Origin of the sequence: Mycobacterium angelicum (assembly GCF_002086155.1) — a bacterium.
Classification (GTDB): Bacteria; Actinomycetota; Actinomycetes; order Mycobacteriales; family Mycobacteriaceae; genus Mycobacterium; species Mycobacterium angelicum.
In genome coordinates this window covers 24,973-43,852 of sequence record NZ_MVHE01000045.1, presented here as the reverse complement: position 1 = coordinate 43,852, position 18,880 = coordinate 24,973, and the positions used below count along the sequence as shown (strand labels likewise).

Below are 18,880 nucleotides of genomic sequence, written 5' to 3'. Positions count from 1 at the left end.
GCCGGCCCCTCCGCTGGCACCGAACCCGCCGCCACCGCCGGTGCCGCCGTGATTGCCGAAGAATCCGGCGGCGCCGCCGGTACCGCCGCCGCCGCCGCTAGCCGCAGCGTTTCGGGCGTACCCGCCGGTGCCGCCCGCGCCGCCGTTGCCGAACAGCCCGCCGGCCCCGCCGGCCCCGCCCGCACCGGCCGTCACCGTAGATGCGGCGCCGCTCGTCCCGCCGATTCCGCCGGCGCCGCCAGTGCCGAACAACGCGCCGCCGGCCCCGCCGGCTCCGCCGGCTCCCGCCGTGCCGGTGGTCGATTCCCCGCCGGCTCCACCCGCGCCGCCGTTGCCGAACAGACCGGCAGCTCCGCCGGTTCCGCCACGTTGGCCGTCGGCGCCGGACGCCCCGGATCCGCCCGCACCGCCGTTGCCCCACAACCAGCCGCCCGAGGTGCCATTGCCGCCGGTGCCGGGAGCTCCGTTGGCGCCATTGCCGGTCAATGGCCGCCCGGTCAGCGCCTGTACCTGCCCGTTGATCACGTTGAGCAGTTGTTGCGCCGGGTTGTTCGCGGCCGCTGCGTTAACGGCCTCCGCCGCGGCATACGCCGCCGAGCCGGCCGTCAAGCCGTGTTGGAATTCGGCGTGGAAGGCCGCGGCCTGTCTGCTGAGCGCCTGATATCCCTGACCGTGGGCGGAGAACAATGCGGCGACGGCCGCCGAGATCTCATCCTCGGCCGCGGCCGTTAGCCGGGTTGTTTGCGCCGCCGCGACGGCATTTGCTGCGCTCAGCGCCGAACCGAGGCCAGCCAGATCGGTTGCCGCGGTTCCGAGCGAGTCCGGCACTGCGATTAGGAACGACATCTCACCCACCTCCTGCAATTGCGGCGGACTATAACGTGGTGATCGAACCGCAGTGACCAGGTTGGCGATATCCATTTACTTGGCTGTCAATTGTCGGAAGCGACGTATTCGACATACCGTTGGCGAATTCGACACACTGTTGATAGCTTGGTGCCATGACTGAGCACCTTGACGTCGTCATCGTGGGCGCCGGCATTTCGGGGGTGAGTGCGGCCTGGCATTTGCAGGACCGCTGCCCGACCAAGAGCTACGCCATCCTGGAAAAGCGCCAGGCCATGGGCGGCACCTGGGATCTGTTCCGCTACCCGGGCATTCGCTCGGACTCCGACATGTACACGCTCGGCTTCCGCTTCCGCCCCTGGACGGACCGCCAGGCCATCGCCGACGGTAAGCCGATCCTCGACTACGTCAAGAGCACCGCGGAAATGTATGGCATCGACCAGCACATCCGGCTCAACCAGAAGGTGCTCAGCGCTGATTGGTCGAGCAGGGACAATCGCTGGACCGTGCAGATCGAAAGCGACGGCGTGCCGAGTTCGATCACTTGCTCATTCCTCTTTCTGTGCAGCGGCTACTACAACTACGAGGAGGGCTACTCGCCCAAGTTCCCCGGTGCCGAGGATTTCAGCGGCCCGATCATCCACCCCCAGCACTGGCCGGAGGATTTGGACTACGCCGGCAAGCGGGTGGTTGTCATCGGCAGCGGAGCTACCTCGGTCACTCTTGTTCCGGCCCTGGCGAATTCGGGTGCGGAACATGTCACCATGTTGCAGCGCTCGCCCACCTACATCGTGTCCCAGCCAGAAGAGGACACCATTGCCGAGCGGCTCAATCGGTGGTTTCCGCAGAAGATGGCGTACACGGCCGTCAGGTGGAAAAACGTACTGCGTCAGCAGGCTGTGTATGGGGCATGTCAGAAGTGGCCGCGCCGGATGCGAAAGATGTTCATGGGCCTGGTGCAGCGCCAGCTTCCCGAGGACTTCGATGTGCGCAAACACTTTGGGCCGCACTATAACCCGTGGGAGCAACGGTTGTGCCTGGTGCCCAACGGCGATCTGTTCCGGGCCATCCGGCACGGCAAGGTCGACGTGGTCACCGACACCATCGACCGGTTCACCGCGACCGGAATCCGGCTGAACTCGGGCCGGGAGCTGCCGGCCGACATCATCATCACCGCAACGGGTTTGAACCTACAGCTGTTCGGTGGCGCGAGCGCGACCGTCGACGGCCAGCCGGTGGACCTGACCAAGACCATGGCCTACAAGGGCATGATGCTGTCCGGGATTCCGAACATGGCCTACACCGTCGGCTACACCAATGCGTCGTGGACCTTGAAGGCCGACCTGGTTTCGGAGTTCGTCTGCCGTCTGCTCAATTACATGGACGACAAGGGTTTTGACACCGTGACAGTGGAGAATCCGCCCGCGGATGTCGACGAGCGCCCGTTCATGGAGTTCACCCCGGGATATGTGTTGCGCTCGCTCGACGAACTGCCCAAGCAGGGTTCGCGCACCCCATGGCGTCTGAACCAGAACTACCTGCGCGACATCCACCTCATCCGGCGCGGCAAGATCGACGACGAGGGTCTGCGGTTCGCCAAAAAGCCTGTCCCAGTGGGAGTTTAGGGGCAGTTCAGGACCCTGTAGCGACGACGACAACGCCGTCGTCGTCGCTGTAGGCGATGTCGCCGGGAACGAATGTCACACCGCCCAAGGTGATTTCGACGTCGCGTTCGCCGGCGCCGGTCTTGGTGCTCTTACGCGGGTTGGTGCCCAGCGCCTTGATGCCGATATCGATGCCGCGCAGTGCGGCGGAGTCGCGGACCGCGCCGTTCACCACCAGCCCGGCCCAGCCGTTGGAGCGGGCCAACTCGGCGATCACATCACCGACCAATGCCGAGTGCAGGGAGCCGGCACCGTCGATGACAAGCACGCCGCCCGCGCCGGGCTCCGACAGTATGGACTTCAATAATGCGTTGTCCTGGAAGCAGCGCACGGTGCTGATCGGACCGGCGAATTCGGTGCGGCCGCCAAACTGCCGGAATTGCAGGTCGCAGCTGCGCACGTCCGGTCCGATGTCGTCGACGAGATCGGCCGTCGGCCGAAATGACAAGGTCATCGATCAGCGGCGCCGCAATTGGCGGACCAGCAGCAGAGCCAGCAGGCTGAGCGCGAGGGCGACTGCCAGCGGCACCGGAGACTGCAGCGGCGACGGTGCCGATGCTTCGCGGGGGAGTGGGTTGTTGGCGTGGTCCACCGTCGACTTGGCTTGTGCCGCTGCATCTTTGGCGGCAGCGGCCAGCTGACCGTTGGTTTCGGCTCGATGCGCTACGCCGAGCACTTCGTCGGCCAGATTCGGAGGCGCGGGTTCAGCCGCCTTGGCCGGTGCCTTCTTGGCCGGTGCCTTTTTCGCGGGCGCCTTCTTGGCGGGCGCCTTCTTTGCGGGTGCTTTTTTCGCGGGCGCTTTGGCGGCCTTCTTAGCGGGTGCCTTCTTAGCCGGGGGTGGCGGTGTGCCTTCGGGTTCGCTGTCGGGTCGATCCTGCGGGTCTGCCATGCGGCCGCTCCTTTGCAGCTTTGTCGTGTTTGTCGTCGCGCACTAGGTCGCTGAACACTCGGGTCCCATCATGCCAGCCCAGCCGGCTGCGCTAAGGCTTGCGCCGCATGGCCCACAGCGCACCCGCGCCGACGGCGATGATCGTGGCCAGCGCGAACGGCCAGACCGGGACATCGTCGCCCTCGTTCGGGGGCGCCCCGACGGGTGTAGCACCGTGGGCCCACACCGGCTGCGCCGTAACGGTAGACATCACCGTCAGCGCGGTCACCGCCACGGCCAGCCACACGATCGGTAAGAGGCGCCTCATGACAGTCCGAGACGGGCCATCAGGTCGCCCTCGACACCGTCCAATTGCGACGAGATCGCCGCGTGGGCGGTGCGCCGCCGAGCGGCCGGCATGTGCTCTGCGGCGGTGATAGCCGCCGATAAATCGGAGAGCCGATCGCTGACCGCCGCCACGAATTGTTTGGTCTCGGCGTCCTTGGGCTTCTTGTCCTGCACCGTCCGCAGCGACTGCTCACATCCGGCGATCCGGGCCGACAGTCGCGCGCCGTGTCCCGAGAACTGACCGACCTGAGCCAGCGGGATGCCGAGTTGGTCGGCCCGACGCTGATCCATCACCCCGCGGGCGGCGATAGCCGCGCGGTATATCACCGGCGTCAGTATCGGCGCGAGCAGCCGCGAGACCGTCAGCGTGCGACGAATTCGGGTGGGGGACAACAACTTACCTTCGCGCACCGCCTTCAGTTCGGTCTCGGCGGCCTTCAATGCCGCGCGGTCGCTGTCGCGTTGGGCTTTGAGTTGCGCCTTGAGGGTCTTGTCCTGGGCCTTTCGGGTGGCCTTTTGGGCGGCTTTGAAGCGGCGCGCCTCGTTCTTGGCCGACAGCTTGGCTTCGAGCTTGGCGCGGCTCTTGAGAGCCCGGGCCTCGGCGCGACGGGTCGCGCGGCTCTTTCGCTTGCGGAACAGGCCCATTGCCGGCCGCCTCCCGGTATCTCGTGAACTATCGCGTGTGCGCGAGCGCTGGGCCAACCCTAATCGGAGCGGGGCGACCCCGGCAGATGGGGCTAAGACGGGATTAGGCGTCGAGCCGCTCCGCACGGCGCAACTCATCGATCCGGTCCACGACTTCCTGCTGTGCCTGGGCGGACAATCCCTGGGCCCGGACCGCGATGCGGCGGATGCCATCCTCACGGCTGGTGGCCAGCCACTGCAGTTCCTTGTCGAGCTTTTCGTAGTAGTCGTCGTCGGTGAAGTAGGCGGGCTTGATCCGGAAGAAGTTGGCGAGGGCGGCCATGGTCGCTGTGGACGGGTTCGTTCGGTTGCCGGAGCGTAGCTGCGACAGGTAGGGAGCCGACATCGTGATGCCCTCCGCCTTGAGCGCCGCGATGACCTCCGCGGAGGTGTGCGGCCCTCTCCCCGGTGGATACACCGTGTCAAACAGGCGGTTAAGGCGAGCAGCGAACGTCGTGCTCATCGATATGACCTCCACTGGGCGGTAGAGCGAACACTTGTCTAGTTGTATTTGCTGATCATGGTAGCGACAGTTATGTCGACAACCAAGTGCAAACCTACCCGCATTTGGTACCCGCGTGCCGGGCGGACGGCCGAGACCCCCCCGACGAGCATCCAAACGATTCGGCCAGGTGTCCACAAAATGAACGGATTTCACAGGTTATCCGCAGAATACACGTCGAGAACGCGCGCGACGACGGGCCCTGGCGGTCGGCGCGGAAACACCGCGACGGCCGGTGCGAGCCGCACGCACACGACCTCGGGCAACCAGCCGACGGCGCCGATTCGCCGTCAGACTCCTTTGCTGTCTACCTTTGCTCGGCCCATCTCCGATGACCTGCGGTGCGCTCCGGAACTCACCGGGACGGCGCCCGGGCGGCCGCCCGGCGAACCCGGAAGGTTCGGCCGCCACCGGTCAGCCCTCAGGCGGCATCCGGTGATCTCCCGGCGGCGAGCACCGCCTCGCGCCGGCCCCGGCGAGTTTGCGCCACCTTCACCGCGACGCTCGCTGCAACCGCGGCCAGTGCGACCGCGGCGGTCACCGCGACGGCAACCCAACGCCACCCGAGCGCGTTGTCGAACAGCATCCACAGTCCGAATTCCAGGAACAGCAGACTGGCCAGGACGTGCAGCAGGTGCTCGGGGAGCCGCTGGTGCAGCAGCAGTCCGGCCGCAATCGCGAGCCCGTCGGCCAGGATCATGCCCAAGGTGGTGCCGATCCATACGCCCACCCAGTCGTGATCGCTGGCCAAAGTGACCGTCGCCAACGTCGTCTTGTCGCTGAGTTCGGCCAGCATGAACGAGGAAACCACGGTGAGCAGCGCGAATCTGGGTTGACGGGGGGCCGAGACGTCCTCGTCGCCCGCCGCCCCCTCCCGCCACGTCCAGACCGCGAAGACCAGAAAAGCGAAGGCGGATACAAACGCCATCGGTCGGGCCGGCAGGGCGGTGCCCAGAAAGTGTCCGATCGCCACCGATACTCCGTGCACCGTGACAGAAGCGATCGTCACCCCGGTCAGCACCACCCACCAGCGATAGCGCAGCGCGTAGGTCATGGTGAGCAATTGCGACCTGTCGCCGAGTTCGGCGAGGAATACCACTCCGAGGCTCAGGAGTGTGGCGGCGAGCATAGGGACGACCTTTCGACGCGAATCCGACGACATCAGTCGCCGAACATCGGTCGAAGGTCTCACCCACCGTTGCAATAAACGGTTCGCCGGCCGGGCTTTCGCCAGTATGTCGACACGACAATTGGGGGCTACTCCCCTTCGCTAACGACACCAGGCTAGCGGCCGTATCGGGTGCGCGCCAGGAACCGGCGAAGTTCGGGTAGCCGTATTAATCGGTTTGAATTTCCTTATGCGGCAAGCAGCATCGCCAGAATCGCGGTGTCGGGATGGCTGATCGGATCAACACCGACCCGGCTCACCATCGACGTGATGGTGCCGTCGGCTTCGGCTTCGACCCACGCGGCCCGGTGCTCCAACCCCAGGTAGGGCAGTCCCGGCAGCAGGACACAGCCCGAGGCGGCGCCGGTGCATTCCGGCAGGGACGGCATCGTCTCGGAAGGCGGATGCAGCATCAGCAGTGCCGGCGGTTGGTGTTCAGCGAAATATCCTGGCTTGATTGCGGTTTCGCCGAAGACCGTGCCCTCGGCCAGGACCAGGCCGACGGTGCCCGGCTCGGGTTCGTCGGGCAGCTCCTCGCGGGCACCGAAAACGGTTGTGGTGGAGAGTAATCCCGGTAACGACGCGACGCGCACCGCGACCATTAAAAGCTGGGCCCACTCTTTAGTGGAATCGGGCCACCTTCCGGAGATGACAAACCCTTTCAGCGCACCACGAGCATGAAATGGAGCGACACCTATAGGCCCACTTGATGCAGTATCCATCTCGCTCCTCCGCGAATGCCTCCGTCCGAAATACCGACACTGGTAACGCGAATGATTAAGCATGCGCGCGGTTTCGGCGCCTTGCAACTCGACACGGCTACTAGTGTTCGTATTCACAAAATGCCCGGAAAAAGACCCGGTTAAACGCAAGGGCGCCGCGCGATCTCGCGCGGCGCCCAAGCCCTGATGCTGTGGAGTCAGCCGAAAATGAGGCCCGAGGTCTTCGTGGTTGCGGCCTCGTAGCGCGATTGCACGTCCGCCCAGTTGACGACATTCCAAAACGCCTTGACGTAATCCGCCTTGACATTTTTGTACTGCAGATAAAAGGCGTGTTCCCACATGTCCACCTGCAGCAGGGGAATGATGCCGAGTGGGACGTTGGCCTGCTGGTCGTAAAGCTGGAAAGTCAGCAACTTACCGCCGAGGGTGTCATAACCGAGCACCGCCCAGCCGGAGCCCTGTAAACCATTGGCCGCCGCGCTGAACTGCGCGCGGAATTTGTCGAACGACCCGAAAGTGTCGTCAATGGCGGCGGCCAGATCGCCGGTCGGCTTGTCGCCGCCGTTGGGTGACAAGTTCTTCCACCAGATCGAGTGATTGACGTGGCCACCCAGATGGAACGCGAGGTTCTTCTCATTCAGGAAGATGGCGGAGTGGTCGTCCTTGGCGCGGGCCTCTTCCAGCTTGGCAATGGCGTCGTTGACGCCCTTGACATAGGCCGCGTGGTGCTTGCTGTGGTGGATTTCGTTGATCTGACCGGAAATGTGCGGTTCCAGCGCTGCGTAATCCCAGTCCAAGTCGGGCAGGGTGTATTCAGCCACGGCATTCCTTCCTTCGATGATCGATGATGATCGTCTGACGCGTCATTCGCGGGGTTCCGCCGCACGGCGGCCTGACGTCTTCAACCCTGCTCCATGAGTGCGCGCGCCGCAAGGACGACCACGATGGGTTACCGGCCGCGAGTACCCCGTCGGCGCGATTTAAGACAACGCGATGACGGCGAGAACCGCCAATAATGCCAGCGCGATCAGCGCGGCACGCAGGGCGGCGATCACGTAGGCGTGGTTCCACGCAGGCGAACCGGAGCCCGGGTCCGACGGTGTCGTCGACCCTGGACCGTACGAATGCGTGGCCATGAAGCGCCTTTCGCCTGCACATTCACCTCAGTGAGGTGAGTCACAATCAAGCCTAGTGCCGCAGATCATATCGCCAAGTCGCGGGGTTGGGAAACCGAGCGGAATCGGACGCCCGGCCGGGCCCGATTGGGTTGCTTAGCGCGACAATCCATTTCGCTCGGAGTAGCCGCGGGGCTGTCGATTGACAGGTGTCGTAATCGCGTTGTTATCCACAGTCGGGGTCTAACCGGGCCGATAGATGCGGGTGCCAACGAAGCGAACCCGGCCGGCGCGTTGTGGATAAAGCTGTGGAAACTGTGGATAGCCGAAGTAGCTGTGCGGCCCTCCGCCGGTTCGCCGGCGGCCGCCGCGCTGGCTCGATGACAAACCGTCCCGGGTACAGCGCTCGATGCCGTGATGTCGCATGCGGTATCGCACTTGCAATTGGGGTATGCCGACCCGTCGTGGTGTTCGCGTGGCCGGTGTGACTCGATGCCTTGCGGCGGCGGCGCATCGTCGCCCCGGTTAGGCTGGTCCGGTGATCCAGGTGTGCTCCCAGTGCGGCACTCGGTGGAACGTGCGCGAACGGCAGCGCCAGTGGTGTCCGCGCTGCCGCGGCGCGCTGATGGCCCCCCTGGCGGATGTACCCCAGGCCGACCCGCGCTGGCGCACTCCAGCTACCCCGCAGCAGCCGACGGCTCCCGCCATTCGGATCACCGCGCCTCGTCTGCCGCCGGGTTTTCGCTGGATAGCCGTGCGGCCCGGCGCCGCGCCGCCAGTGCGCTCGGGGCGGCGCTCGCGTGGACCCACTCCCCGATATGCGGTCATACCCCGGTGGGGGCTGGGCGATCGGGTCGACCAGGCCGGGCCGGCCGCGGCGAACGCAGCACCCCCGAAGTCAGGTCCATCGGCCGTGACTGTACGCACCATGTTGTTCGCCACCTTGCTGACGCTGTGCGTGGCGGCACTGGTGTTCGTGATCCGGTACGTGCTGCTGATCATCAACCGCAGCATCTTGCTGCATTCATGGGTGGCCGCCGCGTCGGTCTGGCTGGGATACCTGGTCAGTGTGGCGGCGCTGGTGGCGGTGGGCGCCAGCGCGGTGCTGCTGATCCAATGGCTGATCGCCCGACGGGCCGCCGCTTTGCACCACGCCGGCCTGCCCGAGCCGCGTTCCGTCCGGTCGTTGTGGGCCGGCTGCCTGGTGCCGCTGGCCAACCTGTTCTGGGCACCGGTATACGTGATCGAACTGGCGAGCATCGAGGACCACTACCGCCGGCTGCGGCGACCGATCTTGGTGTGGTGGCTGGTGTGGGTTCTGAGCAACGCGATCTCGATCTTCGCCATCGCGACCAGCTGGGTTTCCGACGCCCAGGGAATCGCCAACAACACCGTGACGATGGTGCTGGCGTATCTGTGCGCGGCGGCTACCATTGCCGCCCTCACGCGGGTCTTCGAGGGCTTCGAGCTCAAACCGGTCGAACGCCCGGCGCATCGCTGGCTCGTGGTTGCCGACGACCGGCCAGCCCCGGCATCCGCCGGTGCGGTTGAGCTGGAGGGGCAGGAACCGGCAGCATAGTGAACATGACGCCGGCCGACGAGGTGCTCACCGGGCATCCGTTTGTGGTTGCTCACCGCGGGGCCTCCGCCGCGCGGCCGGAACATACGCTGGCCGCCTACGACCTGGCCCTCAAAGAGGGCGCCGACGGTGTGGAATGCGATGTACGGCTGACCCGCGACGGTCACCTGGTGTGTGTGCACGACCGCCGCCTGGACCGGACCTCGACGGGCGCCGGTTTGGTCAGCACGATGACGCTGGCGCAATTGAGCGAGCTGGAATACGGGGCGTGGCACGACAGCTGGCGTCCGGACGGCGCGCACGGCGACACCAGTCTGCTCACCCTGGACGCGCTGGTTTCGCTGGTCCTGGATTGGCACCGGCCGGTGAAGATCTTCATCGAGACGAAGCACCCGGTCCGGTACGGCTCGCTGGTGGAGAGCAAGCTGCTGGCCCTGCTGCACCGCTACGGTATCGCCGCGCCGGCGTCCGCCGGCCTGTCCCGTGCGGTGGTCATGTCCTTCTCGGCGGCCGCGGTGTGGCGGATCCGGCGGGCTGCGCCGCTGCTGCCCACCGTGCTACTGGGCAAGAACGCCCGTTACCTGGCCAGCACGGCGGCGACGGCGGTGGGGGCCACCGCCGTCGGGCCGTGGATGCCGTCGTTGCGCGAATATCCACAACTCGTCGACCGCGCCGCCGCCCAGGGCCGGGCGGTGTATTGCTGGGACGTCGACGAATACGAAGACATCGATTTCTGCCGTGAGGTCGGGGTGGCGTGGATCGCCACTAACCACCCCGGCCGCACCAAGGCCTGGCTGGAAGACGCGCGCGCGGACGAGAGCAGCGGCTAGTCCGATTTACAGCTGTCCGCCGGCGGCGTGCGGCGCGCCTGAGGTAGCCGGCGCCTTGCCCACCTCGCGAGCAACGAAGTTCTCCAGCTCGAACAGGTTGGTCCCGGCCCGATCGGCGACGCGCACCAGCGTGGACATCAGCGCCACCTCTTCGACCTGCTCCTGCAGGAACCACTGCATGAATTGTTCGCCTAGGAAGTCATTCTCGTCGCGGGCCACCGCGGCCAGCCGGCTCACCTGTTCGGTTACCGTGCGTTCCTGGTCCAGCGCCAGCGCCAGCGCATCCCGGGGCCGGCCGAAGTGGTTGCGCACCGCGTCGACGCCCGGAATCTCGACCCGCACATCGCGGTCGAGCAGATGTTGCACGAGCATCATCGCGTGATTTCGTTCCTCGACCGCCTGGCCGTAAAAGTGTTTCGCTAATTGTGGCAGGTCTTCGCCATCGAAATAAACTGCTATTGCCACGTATTGTTGGGCCGCGGTGAATTCGTTGAATATTTGCTCTTGAATTAATGCGTGAAATTTCGTTCTAGGTCCGTCGTATTCAGTCATGAAACGCAGGCTAGCCCAGGTAGAAGCCGGTCTGCAACGAAGGTAGGACTTAGTCAGGAAAGCGTTTCCTAACAAGCCGGGCGGTAAATTAGCCCAGGTTTCCCTAAGTCATTTATGGCTGGCCGTCGAGCGCGGCGGAGGGCACCGGGTTATCGGAATTCAGCGCGTCGAACAACTCGCGGGCCGCGTCGTGGTTCCACACCACGACCGCCCCGGAGTCGCCATCGGTGAACTCACCGATCGGCACGGTCAGCGAAACCGGGTGCCCGTGCAGTGCCCAGCCGAGGCGGGCCAGATCCCACGCATGGTCACCCTGGTCGACGGTCAATGCGCCGGCGGCCGCACGCGGCACGGTGTACCAGCGCCATGGATTGAGCCACATCGCCGGGGCCGCGGCGCGGTGCAGCAACGCCGACATGAGCTGGCGCTGGTTGATCATCCGGTCCAGATCCGCTCGCGGCGTGGCCCGCGTCCGGACGAATCCCAGCGCACTGCGGCCATCCAGCTGCTGGCAGCCGGCGGGCAGATTGATGCCGGCCAGCGGATCGCTGATCGGCTCCGACGGGCACATGGTCACCCCGCCCAGCGCGTCGACCAGGACGGCGAATCCGCTGAAACCCACCTCGGCGTAGTGATCCAGACGCAGGCCGGTGGCCTGTTCGACCGTCTGCGCCAGCAACGGCGCGCCGCCCATCGCAAACGCGGCGTTGATCTTGTCGCGGCCATGACCGGGAATCGGCACATAGGAATCGCGCGGGATCGACACCAACGTCGGTGGGGTGCTGGAGCCCAAATCCGGTATGTGCACCAGCAGGATGGTGTCGGTGCGACCGTCGCCGATGTCGCCACCGGTGGCCAGTTCCTGTTGCTCCTCGGCGGTCAGGCCCTGGCGGCTATCGGAGCCGACCAGCAGCCAATTCGTGCCTCGGCCCGCCGCCGGCCGGTCCCGGTAGCCGGTGAGTACCGGCTCGCGATGCAGTGAGGTGTCCAGCCACAGCGCCTCACCGAGGATGCCGGCGCTGATCAAGAGCGCGACGATCAACAGACTCAGCACCAGGATCCGTCCCCAGCGGCGCTTGCGGCGCTTCTTCCGGGCAACCGGACGCGGCGGCGGTGCCATCCGGCGGGGCGCTGAGGGCGCCGGTGCCGGGGGGACTGCCGGCGGCGCCGGCGGTGTGCGGGAATGCAGGGCACGCCGCGGCACTGTCTGCTCGGCGGCCGGCGGCGGGGTGGTCTCGCGGCGAATTACCTGCGAGGGTTCCGGGCCCGGTGGGGTCGGGTGTCGGGGTCGCCGAAAATCCGGTGACTCGTCGTTCACCTGGATAACGTACGTGCCCGGACGGGCCGGTTACTTGCGGGCGCGCAGACCGTTGACGAACGGGCACCCCATCAGCACCCGGATGGCTTGGCCGAGTCCGTTCATGTCGTCGACGGGCTTGTGAAACGGCAGCCGGATGTCGCGGTCGCCGTCGTTGCCTTCGACCCGGAAGCGCATGCCGTACCGGTCGAGACCAAGGGGCCGGACCTGCCCGTGTCGCAACGCGGCCGGCAGCCGGGACACCAGCCGCGCCACGACATCGTTGTGCATGGTGGCCAGGTGCCACAGCAGCGTCGACTCGATCTCGCAGAACGGATCGGGACGGGCCCTGAGCAGATCATCGACGGTGACCGGCTCGGCGCCGGTCGCGTCGGTCACCACCACCGAAGCGATCTCCAGCCGCAGCAGTGTGTATCGCGCGTCGTCTTCGCCCTCGCGCGGGCTGGACTTCGGCGTCTCGACTTGCAGCAGAACAGGATTGGGATCTTCGGTCGCGATCAGGTCGAGCAGCTTGGGCACCGTTCCGGCCGGAATTCGGTGCAGCCGGCCGCGGACCCATACCAGCGACCGGACCGGCTCCCGCACCGGCAGCGGCGCGTAGTCGGTCAGTTCCAGCACCGCCTGAGACCCGCACTCCATGGCCTCGGCGCGCTCGGCCGGCACCATCACGGCAAACGTCCCGTCGTACAGCAAGTGGTGCAGAGGCGTGGCTATCGGCTCCGCGCCCTCCACCGCCAACAGGGCACCGCCGGCCCGGGCGCAGGCGCTGCGGATGCGCTCGGCGGTCGTCGGCGTCGGACTTGTGACCGGCAGCACAATCACCTCCAGTGGATTAGGTAAGCCTAAGTTAACTTAGATCGTCAGGAGTGGCAAGGACCGATCGCCGTCGCGCCGTTAGGGTTGTCAGCGTGGCCCGCATCGCGTACCTCGGTCCGGCAGGAACGTTCACCGAGGCAGCGCTGCTCGAAATGACGTCTGCCGGACTGGTGCCCGGGCACGATCCGGTGAGCCTGGAGCGCTTGCCGGTGGAGAGCACGCCGGCCGCGCTGGACGCCGTCCGGGACGGGACGGCGGACTACGCGTGCGTGCCGATCGAGAACTCGATCGACGGGTCGCTGGCGCCGACTCTGGACAGCCTGGCCATTGGCGCGCCCCTGCAAGTGTTCGCGGAGACGACGCTGGATGTGGCCTTCAGCATCGTTGTCCGGCCCGGCCGCAGCGCCGGTGACGTGCGCACGGTCGCGGCCTTCCCGGTGGCCGCGGCCCAGGTGCGGCGCTGGCTCATGGCCAATTTGCCCGGTGCCGAGTTGCACCCGGCCTATTCCAATGCCGACGCCGCGCGTCAGGTCGCCGACGGTCATGTCGATGCGGCGGTGACGTCGCCGCTGGCTGCCGCGCATTATGCGCTTGCCGGCCTGGCCGACGGTGTTGTCGACGAGTCCAGCGCGCGCACCCGCTTCGTCCTGATCGGCTTGCCGGCGCCGACGCCGGCGCGCACCGGGGCAGATCGCACGTCGGCGATATTGCGCATCGACAACGTGCCCGGCGCCCTGCTGGATGCGCTCACCGAGTTCGGTATGCGCGGCATCGATCTGACCCGGATCGAATCGCGGCCCACCCGTACCGAATTGGGCACGTACATGTTCTTCGTGGACTGCATCGGCCACATCGACGACTACGCCGTCGCCGAGGCACTCATGGCGCTGCACCGTCGTTGTGCCGATGTGAGGTATCTGGGTTCCTGGCCGACCGGACAAGCTGGTGGCCTGGAGCCGCCGCCCCCGGACGAGGCTTTGCACTGGCTGGCGGGGTTGCGGGCCGGACAGCGAGTTACGGAGACGGGGGAATGAGCGGTCGTTTGGTGCTGCTGAGGCACGGCCAGTCGTATGGAAATGTCGAGCGGCGATTGGACACATTGCCGCCGGGGGCGGCGTTGACCCCGTTGGGTCACGATCAGGCCAGGGTGTTCGCCCAGGGCTGTTCCAGCCGGCCGGCCATGCTGGCGCACTCGGTGGCCACCCGGGCTTCGCAGACCGCCGCGGTGATCGCCGCTGAGCTCGATCTGCCGCCCATCGAATTCGCCGGCATCCACGAGGTACAGGTCGGCGAGCTGGAGAACCGCAGCGACGACGAGGCGGTCGCCGAATTCAACGCGATCTACGAGCGGTGGCATCACGGTGAGCTGGACGTGTCGCTGCCCGGCGGCGAGACGGCCAACGAAGTCCTGGACCGTTATGTGCCGGTGCTCACCGACCTGCGGATGCGATACCTGGACAACGCCGACTGGGACGGCGACATCGTGGTGGTCAGCCACGGCGCCGCGATCCGGCTTGCGTCGGCGGTGCTGGCCGGGGTGGACAGCAGCTTCGTCCTGGACAACCACCTGGAAAACGCGGAGTCGGTGGTGCTGAGCCCGATCACCGACGGGCGATGGAGCTGTGTGCGCTGGGGCACCCGGACACCGCCGTTCTACCCCGAACCGGGGGCTACCCCCGTGGCGGACGCGGTGGCGTCAAGCACCGACCCGATGGGCTGACCACCGGGTGGCCTCAACGTCGGCGCATCTGCAGCCGATGGCATTGCAGTCGATGACGAAGGTATGCGCGAACAACTCCGGGGCGACGCAATCCGCCTCGGTGCACTCAGGACGTCCCTCGATGTGGCAAATGATGGTGCCGTGGCAGTGCTCTAAGCCTGCCAGGCAGTCGCGGCAGGGGGTATTCATATGCCGTTCATAGCATTAGTCCCCGACAAATGCGGGATGCCGCGCCTGTTCCGGCCGGCGCAATATCAGCCCCAACCCAGTTCGTCCAGCCTGTCGTCGTCGATCCCGAAGTGGTGGGCGATCTCATGGACCACGGTGATCGCCACCTGATCGACCACCTCGTCATCTGATTCACAGACGTCCAGCAACGCGTCGCGATAGATCGTGATGGCGTCCGGCAGCGCCCCGGCGTAGTCGGAATCACGCTCGGTCAACGCCACGCCCTCATAGAGGCCGAGCAGGTCGTCGTCCTCGGGATGGCGGTCGGCGACCAGCACCACAACGTTGTCCATTGCCGCGGCCAGCTGGGGCGGGATCAGGTCGAGTGCATCGGAGACCAGCTCGTCGAACCGCTGCGGGTCCATCCGAACGGCCACGGCGCTAGCCCGCGGGCGCCGGCTCGGCGGGTGCCTGGCCTTCTGGCGCCGGCGCCGGTGCTGGTGCTGGTGCTGGGGCGCCGCCGTCGGCCGGCGGCGGGTTCTCCGCCGGCGGCTGGGCGGCCGGCGCCTGGGTGGCCGGGGCCTGGGGGGCCGGGGATGCCGGCGCCCGCGACGGCGTGACCACCGGCTGCTGGTTGGGCAGGTGCTGGTTGCCCGGGGGAGTGGTGGGGACCTGCTGCGCCGGCGCCTGGGGCACCTGTGGGGGCAACTGGACCGGAATCGGCGGCAACGTAAGCCGCTCCTCGGGGATGTCCGGCGGCGGGACGGGCGGCTGGCCGTTGATCAGCAGCTGTCCCTTGGCGCTGCCAACCAGCGTGGCCCAGCCACCGTTGCCCAGGGTCGCGCCGATGCTGCAGGCGACTTCGCGGCTGCCGGCCGACCAGCTGGGCAGCGAAAGTGTGGGGTAGATCAGGGTCAGCGTGGTGGTTCGCAACTTCAGCGGCGCCAGGTACGCGTCGGTCATCCTCGTGCAGGAGTCCTTGATGAACCCGTCCTGTTCCTGTTCGGCTGGCAGGGCGTTGGGGAATTTCTCGGCCAGGTTGACCGTGCCGGTTACCTCCATGGCGTGCGGCGCCGCGCAGTCGACAGGAACGTCGACCGGTTGATTGGTGGTCGGGTCGATACCCAGGCAGGTGCCGGCCGGCCACACCTTGGACTGGTCGATGTCGGCGACCTTGCCCTTGAAGGCGAGCTGCTGGTTGTTCGGGCCGGGCAGCTGCAGGCCACACAGCATGCGGCGTTCGCCGGCCTGGCGCCAGGCGCGGTCGCCTGACCACAGCATGCTGACGGTGAACTTGCTGTTCGGATCGAACTTCGGTCCCAGGTAGCGGCGCACAGCGGGATCGCACTGCTCCTGGCTGATCTGCTGGATACGTGCCGGCGAGGGCGGAGCGGCGTTGGGGCCGTACTCCGAGCCGGGGAAGGTCCGCATGTCGATGGATTCGGCGACTTCGAAGCGGTGGTCGTCACTGCAGTTGACGATGGTCGCCGATTCCGGGGTGCCGTCCGGCCAGTTCAGGCAGTTGCCGCTGGTGGCGCGGTTGAAGGCGGCGTTGCTCTTGGCGCCGGTGCTGGGCACCGGATTGCTGTCGATGTAGCCGGCCAGCCGGCCCGGTCCGGTGCCGACGGCAGGCAGCGCGGTCACCAGCCCGGCGATCAGTAGGCCACCCAGGGCGGTAAGCAGCAGGCCGCGCCGCGTCGCCGAGGCCTGCAGCCCGCGCGGCCAGCGCAGCTTGCCAGCCGGCTGTGTTGCCCCCTCGGTTTCGGGGTCGGCCGGTAGCAGTTCCGTCTCGGGCGCATCCAACATCGGCTCCATTCTGACAGGCGCTACACAGGGGCGTTACGAATGTTGCCGATGTGAGACCAGGTGCGGGTGCTGTGCCGTGACGGCGCCGTCAAAAAGTAGTCTGGCGCCCGTGATCGACCTCAAGCTGCTCCGGGAAGACCCCGACGCCGTCCGCCGTTCTCAGCTCAGCCGTGGTGAAGACCCGGCCTTGGTCGACGCGCTGTTGGCGGCCGACGCCGCGCGCCGCGCCGCGATATCGTCGGCCGACACGTTGCGCGCCGAGCAGAAGACCGCCAGTAAGAGCGTGGGCGCCGCGTCTGCCGAGCAGCGACCGGCGCTGCTGGCGCGGGCCAAAGAACTCGCCGAGCAGGTCAAGGCCGCCGAAGCGGGCCAGGCCGAAGCGGAGGCCGCGCTTACGGCGGCGCACATGGCGATCTCCAATGTGGTCATCGACGGGGTCCCGGCCGGCGGTGAGGACGACTACGCGGTGCTCGATCTCGTCGGTGAGCCCGCCGCGCTGGACCACCCGAAGGACCATCTGGAACTCGGCGAGTCGCTGGGTCTGATCGACATGACGCGCGGCGCGAAGGTGTCCGGTTCGCGCTTCTACTTTCTGACCGGCCGGGGTGCGTTGCTGCAGCTGGGCCTGTTGCAGCTGGCGCTGGGGGTGGCCGTCGACAACGGCTTCACGCCGATGATCCCGCCGGTGCTGGTGCGTCCCGAAATCATGGCCGGCACCGGGTTCCTGGGTGCGCACGCCGACGAGGTGTACCGGGTGGAGGGCGACGACCTCTATTTGGTCGGTACTTCCGAAGTGCCTTTGGCCGGCTATCACTCCGGCGAAATCCTCGATCTGTCCGGTGGGCCGCTGCGCTACGCGGGCTGGTCGTCATGTTTCCGGCGCGAAGCCGGCAGCTACGGCAAGGACACCCGCGGCATCATCCGGGTGCATCAGTTCGACAAGGTCGAGGCCTTCGTCTATTGCGAGCCCAGTGACGCCGAAGCCGAGCACCAGCGGCTGCTGGGCTGGCAGCGCGAGATGCTGGCGCGCATCGAAGTGCCGTATCGCGTGATCGACGTGGCCGCGGGCGATCTGGGCTCGTCGGCCGCGCGCAAGTTCGACTGCGAGGCCTGGGTTCCGACGCAGGGCGCCTACCGCGAGCTGACCTCGACGTCGAACTGCACCACGTTTCAGGCGCGCCGGCTGGCGACGCGCTACCGCGACGCAGGAGGCAAACCGCAGATCGCGGCCACGCTGAACGGCACGCTGGGCACCACCCGCTGGCTGGTCGCGATCCTGGAAAACCACCAGCAGCCCGACGGCAGCGTCAGGGTTCCGAGCGCGCTGGTTCCATTCGTCGGTGCCGAGGTGCTGGAGCCGGTTGGTTAGTGGCGATCGCGAGCGCGGCGGAGCCGGGCGAAGCGGGTCGTCACCATCGGGCAGCGGCGTGACCCGGCGTGTGCCCGAAGGCGCGCCGGTAGGTGTCGATGAAGGCGCTCGGGCTGGACCAGCCGCATTGCGCGGCCACCGAAGTGACGTCACGTCGCTCGGCGAGCAACATCAGCGCGTGTTGCAGACGCAGCTGAGTGCGCCATTGCGGGAACGTCATCGCCATCTCGTCGCTGAACAGCCTGCTCAGGGTGCGCTGGCTGACCCCGATTCGGTCGCCGATCTGTTGCAATGTCAACGGCTCGGTCAGGTTGTCGGCAATCAATGCGCACGCTTGGCGTAGCCGGCCATCGGCCGGCGTGGGAATCCAGAACGGCTCCCGGATGCTGGTTGTTCGCAGTTGATCGTGCAGCACGGCCAGCATCCGGTGGTGCTCGTCGCTGTCGGTTGCCTCGGCCTGCGAACACGCGATGATGAGCTCGCGCACCAACGGCGTGATGGCAAGGACCGCCGGTCCGGTGGGGCCCTCTCGGTAACGCCCCGGATCCAGTGCCACGCCGTGGAATTGAGTGTGGCCGTGGAACCTGTGTTCGTGCCAATACCCCGCCGGTATCCAGATCGCGCGATTGGCCGGCGTGATCCAGGTGCCCGCGGGCGTGGTGACCGAGACAGCGCCGGCGGAGGGGTAGACGATCTGGTGCAGCGGATGACGGTGCCGCTCGATCCGGGCGCCCGGAGCCAGCGTCAGCGCCGTCGTGGCCACATGTTGGCTGCTTTCTGACATATAGCGGCAGAATATCGGAAG

General features: G+C 66.8%; 19 protein-coding genes and 3 pseudogenes. 6 read left to right on the top strand and 16 right to left on the bottom strand.

Features of this window, described 5'->3' with window-relative positions:
- On the bottom strand, window positions 1-846 hold an 846-nt coding region (locus tag BST12_RS20900), incomplete at its 3' end, for a PE family protein (protein WP_139801811.1).
- A 155-nt stretch (window positions 847-1,001) separates the two neighbouring features.
- On the opposite strand from BST12_RS20900, the gene BST12_RS20895 reads away from it, so the two are divergent.
- Complete coding sequence (locus BST12_RS20895) at window positions 1,002-2,471, top strand: flavin-containing monooxygenase (protein ID WP_083115033.1); 1,470 nt, start codon at window positions 1,002-1,004, stop codon at window positions 2,469-2,471.
- A gap of 7 nt (window positions 2,472-2,478) precedes the next feature.
- Here BST12_RS20895 and rraA read toward each other — a convergent pair whose 3' ends face one another.
- The 9 genes and pseudogenes from rraA to BST12_RS32145 form a co-directional block, all read right to left on the bottom strand.
- On the bottom strand, window positions 2,479-2,964 hold the full coding sequence (rraA, locus tag BST12_RS20890; RefSeq protein ID WP_083115032.1) for a ribonuclease E activity regulator RraA: 486 nt from the start codon (window positions 2,962-2,964) through the stop codon (window positions 2,479-2,481).
- A 3-nt stretch (window positions 2,965-2,967) separates the two neighbouring features.
- Window positions 2,968-3,399, bottom strand: coding sequence for an Rv3852 family protein (locus tag BST12_RS34965; protein WP_083115031.1), 432 nt, complete (start codon window positions 3,397-3,399; stop codon window positions 2,968-2,970).
- Between the two features lie 91 nt (window positions 3,400-3,490).
- On the bottom strand, window positions 3,491-3,706 hold the full coding sequence (locus tag BST12_RS20880) for a hypothetical protein (protein ID WP_083115030.1): 216 nt from the start codon (window positions 3,704-3,706) through the stop codon (window positions 3,491-3,493).
- Window positions 3,703-4,371 carry a DUF6474 family protein gene (locus tag BST12_RS20875; RefSeq protein ID WP_083115029.1) on the bottom strand — a complete coding sequence of 223 codons (669 nt, stop codon included), beginning with the start codon at window positions 4,369-4,371 and terminating at the stop codon, window positions 3,703-3,705. Before BST12_RS20875 ends, BST12_RS20880 begins: the two co-directional genes overlap by 4 nt.
- A gap of 103 nt (window positions 4,372-4,474) precedes the next feature.
- Window positions 4,475-4,873: a transcriptional regulator gene (locus tag BST12_RS20870; protein WP_083115040.1), complete on the bottom strand. Its 399-nt coding sequence runs from the start codon at window positions 4,871-4,873 to the stop codon at window positions 4,475-4,477.
- Window positions 4,874-5,369: 496 nt separating this feature from the next.
- Window positions 5,370-6,041, bottom strand: a pseudogene (locus tag BST12_RS20865) (TMEM165/GDT1 family protein); the annotation flags it as partial.
- A 227-nt stretch (window positions 6,042-6,268) separates the two neighbouring features.
- On the bottom strand, window positions 6,269-6,802 hold the full coding sequence (locus BST12_RS20860) for a peptidase (RefSeq protein ID WP_083115027.1): 534 nt from the start codon (window positions 6,800-6,802) through the stop codon (window positions 6,269-6,271).
- Between the two features lie 197 nt (window positions 6,803-6,999).
- On the bottom strand, window positions 7,000-7,623 hold the full coding sequence (locus BST12_RS20855) for a superoxide dismutase (RefSeq protein WP_083115026.1): 624 nt from the start codon (window positions 7,621-7,623) through the stop codon (window positions 7,000-7,002).
- A 159-nt stretch (window positions 7,624-7,782) separates the two neighbouring features.
- On the bottom strand, window positions 7,783-7,938 hold the full coding sequence (locus tag BST12_RS32145) for a hypothetical protein (protein WP_170062171.1): 156 nt from the start codon (window positions 7,936-7,938) through the stop codon (window positions 7,783-7,785).
- A gap of 517 nt (window positions 7,939-8,455) precedes the next feature.
- Between BST12_RS32145 and BST12_RS20845 the strand changes: the two genes are divergently transcribed.
- Window positions 8,456-9,496 carry a DUF4328 domain-containing protein gene (locus BST12_RS20845; protein WP_083115024.1) on the top strand — a complete coding sequence of 347 codons (1,041 nt, stop codon included), beginning with the start codon at window positions 8,456-8,458 and terminating at the stop codon, window positions 9,494-9,496.
- A gap of 5 nt (window positions 9,497-9,501) precedes the next feature.
- Entirely contained in the window at window positions 9,502-10,326 is an 825-nt protein-coding gene (locus tag BST12_RS20840; RefSeq protein WP_083115039.1) for a glycerophosphodiester phosphodiesterase, read from the top strand.
- A 6-nt stretch (window positions 10,327-10,332) separates the two neighbouring features.
- Here the strand turns inward: BST12_RS20840 and BST12_RS20835 are convergent, their stop codons facing one another.
- The 3 genes from BST12_RS20835 to BST12_RS20825 form a co-directional block, all read right to left on the bottom strand.
- Window positions 10,333-10,878 (bottom strand): ferritin, encoded by a 546-nt coding sequence (locus BST12_RS20835; protein ID WP_083115023.1) that lies wholly within the window; start codon window positions 10,876-10,878, stop codon window positions 10,333-10,335.
- Between the two features lie 112 nt (window positions 10,879-10,990).
- Window positions 10,991-12,196 carry an LCP family protein gene (locus tag BST12_RS32930; protein ID WP_083115022.1) on the bottom strand — a complete coding sequence of 402 codons (1,206 nt, stop codon included), beginning with the start codon at window positions 12,194-12,196 and terminating at the stop codon, window positions 10,991-10,993.
- A gap of 30 nt (window positions 12,197-12,226) precedes the next feature.
- Window positions 12,227-13,012 carry a DUF2470 domain-containing protein gene (locus BST12_RS20825; protein ID WP_083115038.1) on the bottom strand — a complete coding sequence of 262 codons (786 nt, stop codon included), beginning with the start codon at window positions 13,010-13,012 and terminating at the stop codon, window positions 12,227-12,229.
- Window positions 13,013-13,104: 92 nt separating this feature from the next.
- Between BST12_RS20825 and pheA the strand changes: the two genes are divergently transcribed.
- Both pheA and BST12_RS20815 read left to right on the top strand, forming a co-directional pair.
- The gene (gene pheA / locus BST12_RS20820; RefSeq protein WP_083115021.1) at window positions 13,105-14,046 is read left to right on the top strand and encodes a prephenate dehydratase; all 942 of its coding nucleotides are present in this window, start codon (window positions 13,105-13,107) and stop codon (window positions 14,044-14,046) included.
- A complete protein-coding gene (locus tag BST12_RS20815) occupies window positions 14,043-14,732 on the top strand; it encodes a histidine phosphatase family protein (protein ID WP_083115020.1) in 690 nt (229 codons plus the stop codon). Before pheA ends, BST12_RS20815 begins: the two co-directional genes overlap by 4 nt.
- 185 nt (window positions 14,733-14,917) lie before the next feature.
- On the opposite strand, the pseudogene BST12_RS20805 reads toward BST12_RS20815, so the two are convergent.
- Both BST12_RS20805 and BST12_RS20800 read right to left on the bottom strand, forming a co-directional pair.
- A pseudogene (locus tag BST12_RS20805) lies at window positions 14,918-15,337 on the bottom strand (metallopeptidase family protein).
- 4 nt (window positions 15,338-15,341) lie between these two features.
- Entirely contained in the window at window positions 15,342-16,706 is a 1,365-nt protein-coding gene (locus BST12_RS20800; RefSeq protein WP_139801809.1) for a septum formation family protein, read from the bottom strand.
- A 109-nt stretch (window positions 16,707-16,815) separates the two neighbouring features.
- On the opposite strand from BST12_RS20800, the gene serS reads away from it, so the two are divergent.
- Window positions 16,816-18,075 (top strand): serine--tRNA ligase, encoded by a 1,260-nt coding sequence (gene serS, locus BST12_RS20795; RefSeq protein ID WP_083115016.1) that lies wholly within the window; start codon window positions 16,816-16,818, stop codon window positions 18,073-18,075.
- Here serS and BST12_RS20790 read toward each other — a convergent pair.
- Window positions 18,072-18,859: pseudogene (locus BST12_RS20790) on the bottom strand (AraC family transcriptional regulator). The gene serS and the pseudogene BST12_RS20790 sit on opposite strands and share 4 nt — an antisense overlap.
- Window positions 18,860-18,880: the final 21 nt, after the last annotated feature.

What these genes read in the sequence shown, in the direction of transcription:
- BST12_RS20895 (WP_083115033.1), top strand. Translation starts at nt 1,002, where the DNA reads ATGACTGAGCACCTTGACGTCGTCATCGTGGGCGCCGGCATTTCGGGG.
- rraA (WP_083115032.1), bottom strand. Translation starts at nt 2,964, where the DNA reads ATGACCTTGTCATTTCGGCCGACGGCCGATCTCGTCGACGACATCGGA.
- BST12_RS34965 (WP_083115031.1), bottom strand. Translation starts at nt 3,399, where the DNA reads ATGGCAGACCCGCAGGATCGACCCGACAGCGAACCCGAAGGCACACCG.
- BST12_RS20880 (WP_083115030.1), bottom strand. Translation starts at nt 3,706, where the DNA reads ATGAGGCGCCTCTTACCGATCGTGTGGCTGGCCGTGGCGGTGACCGCG.
- BST12_RS20875 (WP_083115029.1), bottom strand. Translation starts at nt 4,371, where the DNA reads ATGGGCCTGTTCCGCAAGCGAAAGAGCCGCGCGACCCGTCGCGCCGAG.
- BST12_RS20870 (WP_083115040.1), bottom strand. Translation starts at nt 4,873, where the DNA reads ATGAGCACGACGTTCGCTGCTCGCCTTAACCGCCTGTTTGACACGGTG.
- BST12_RS20860 (WP_083115027.1), bottom strand. Translation starts at nt 6,802, where the DNA reads ATGGATACTGCATCAAGTGGGCCTATAGGTGTCGCTCCATTTCATGCT.
- BST12_RS32145 (WP_170062171.1), bottom strand. Translation starts at nt 7,938, where the DNA reads ATGGCCACGCATTCGTACGGTCCAGGGTCGACGACACCGTCGGACCCG.
- BST12_RS20840 (WP_083115039.1), top strand. Translation starts at nt 9,502, where the DNA reads ATGACGCCGGCCGACGAGGTGCTCACCGGGCATCCGTTTGTGGTTGCT.
- BST12_RS20835 (WP_083115023.1), bottom strand. Translation starts at nt 10,878, where the DNA reads ATGACTGAATACGACGGACCTAGAACGAAATTTCACGCATTAATTCAA.
- BST12_RS20815 (WP_083115020.1), top strand. Translation starts at nt 14,043, where the DNA reads ATGAGCGGTCGTTTGGTGCTGCTGAGGCACGGCCAGTCGTATGGAAAT.
- BST12_RS20800 (WP_139801809.1), bottom strand. Translation starts at nt 16,706, where the DNA reads ATGTTGGATGCGCCCGAGACGGAACTGCTACCGGCCGACCCCGAAACC.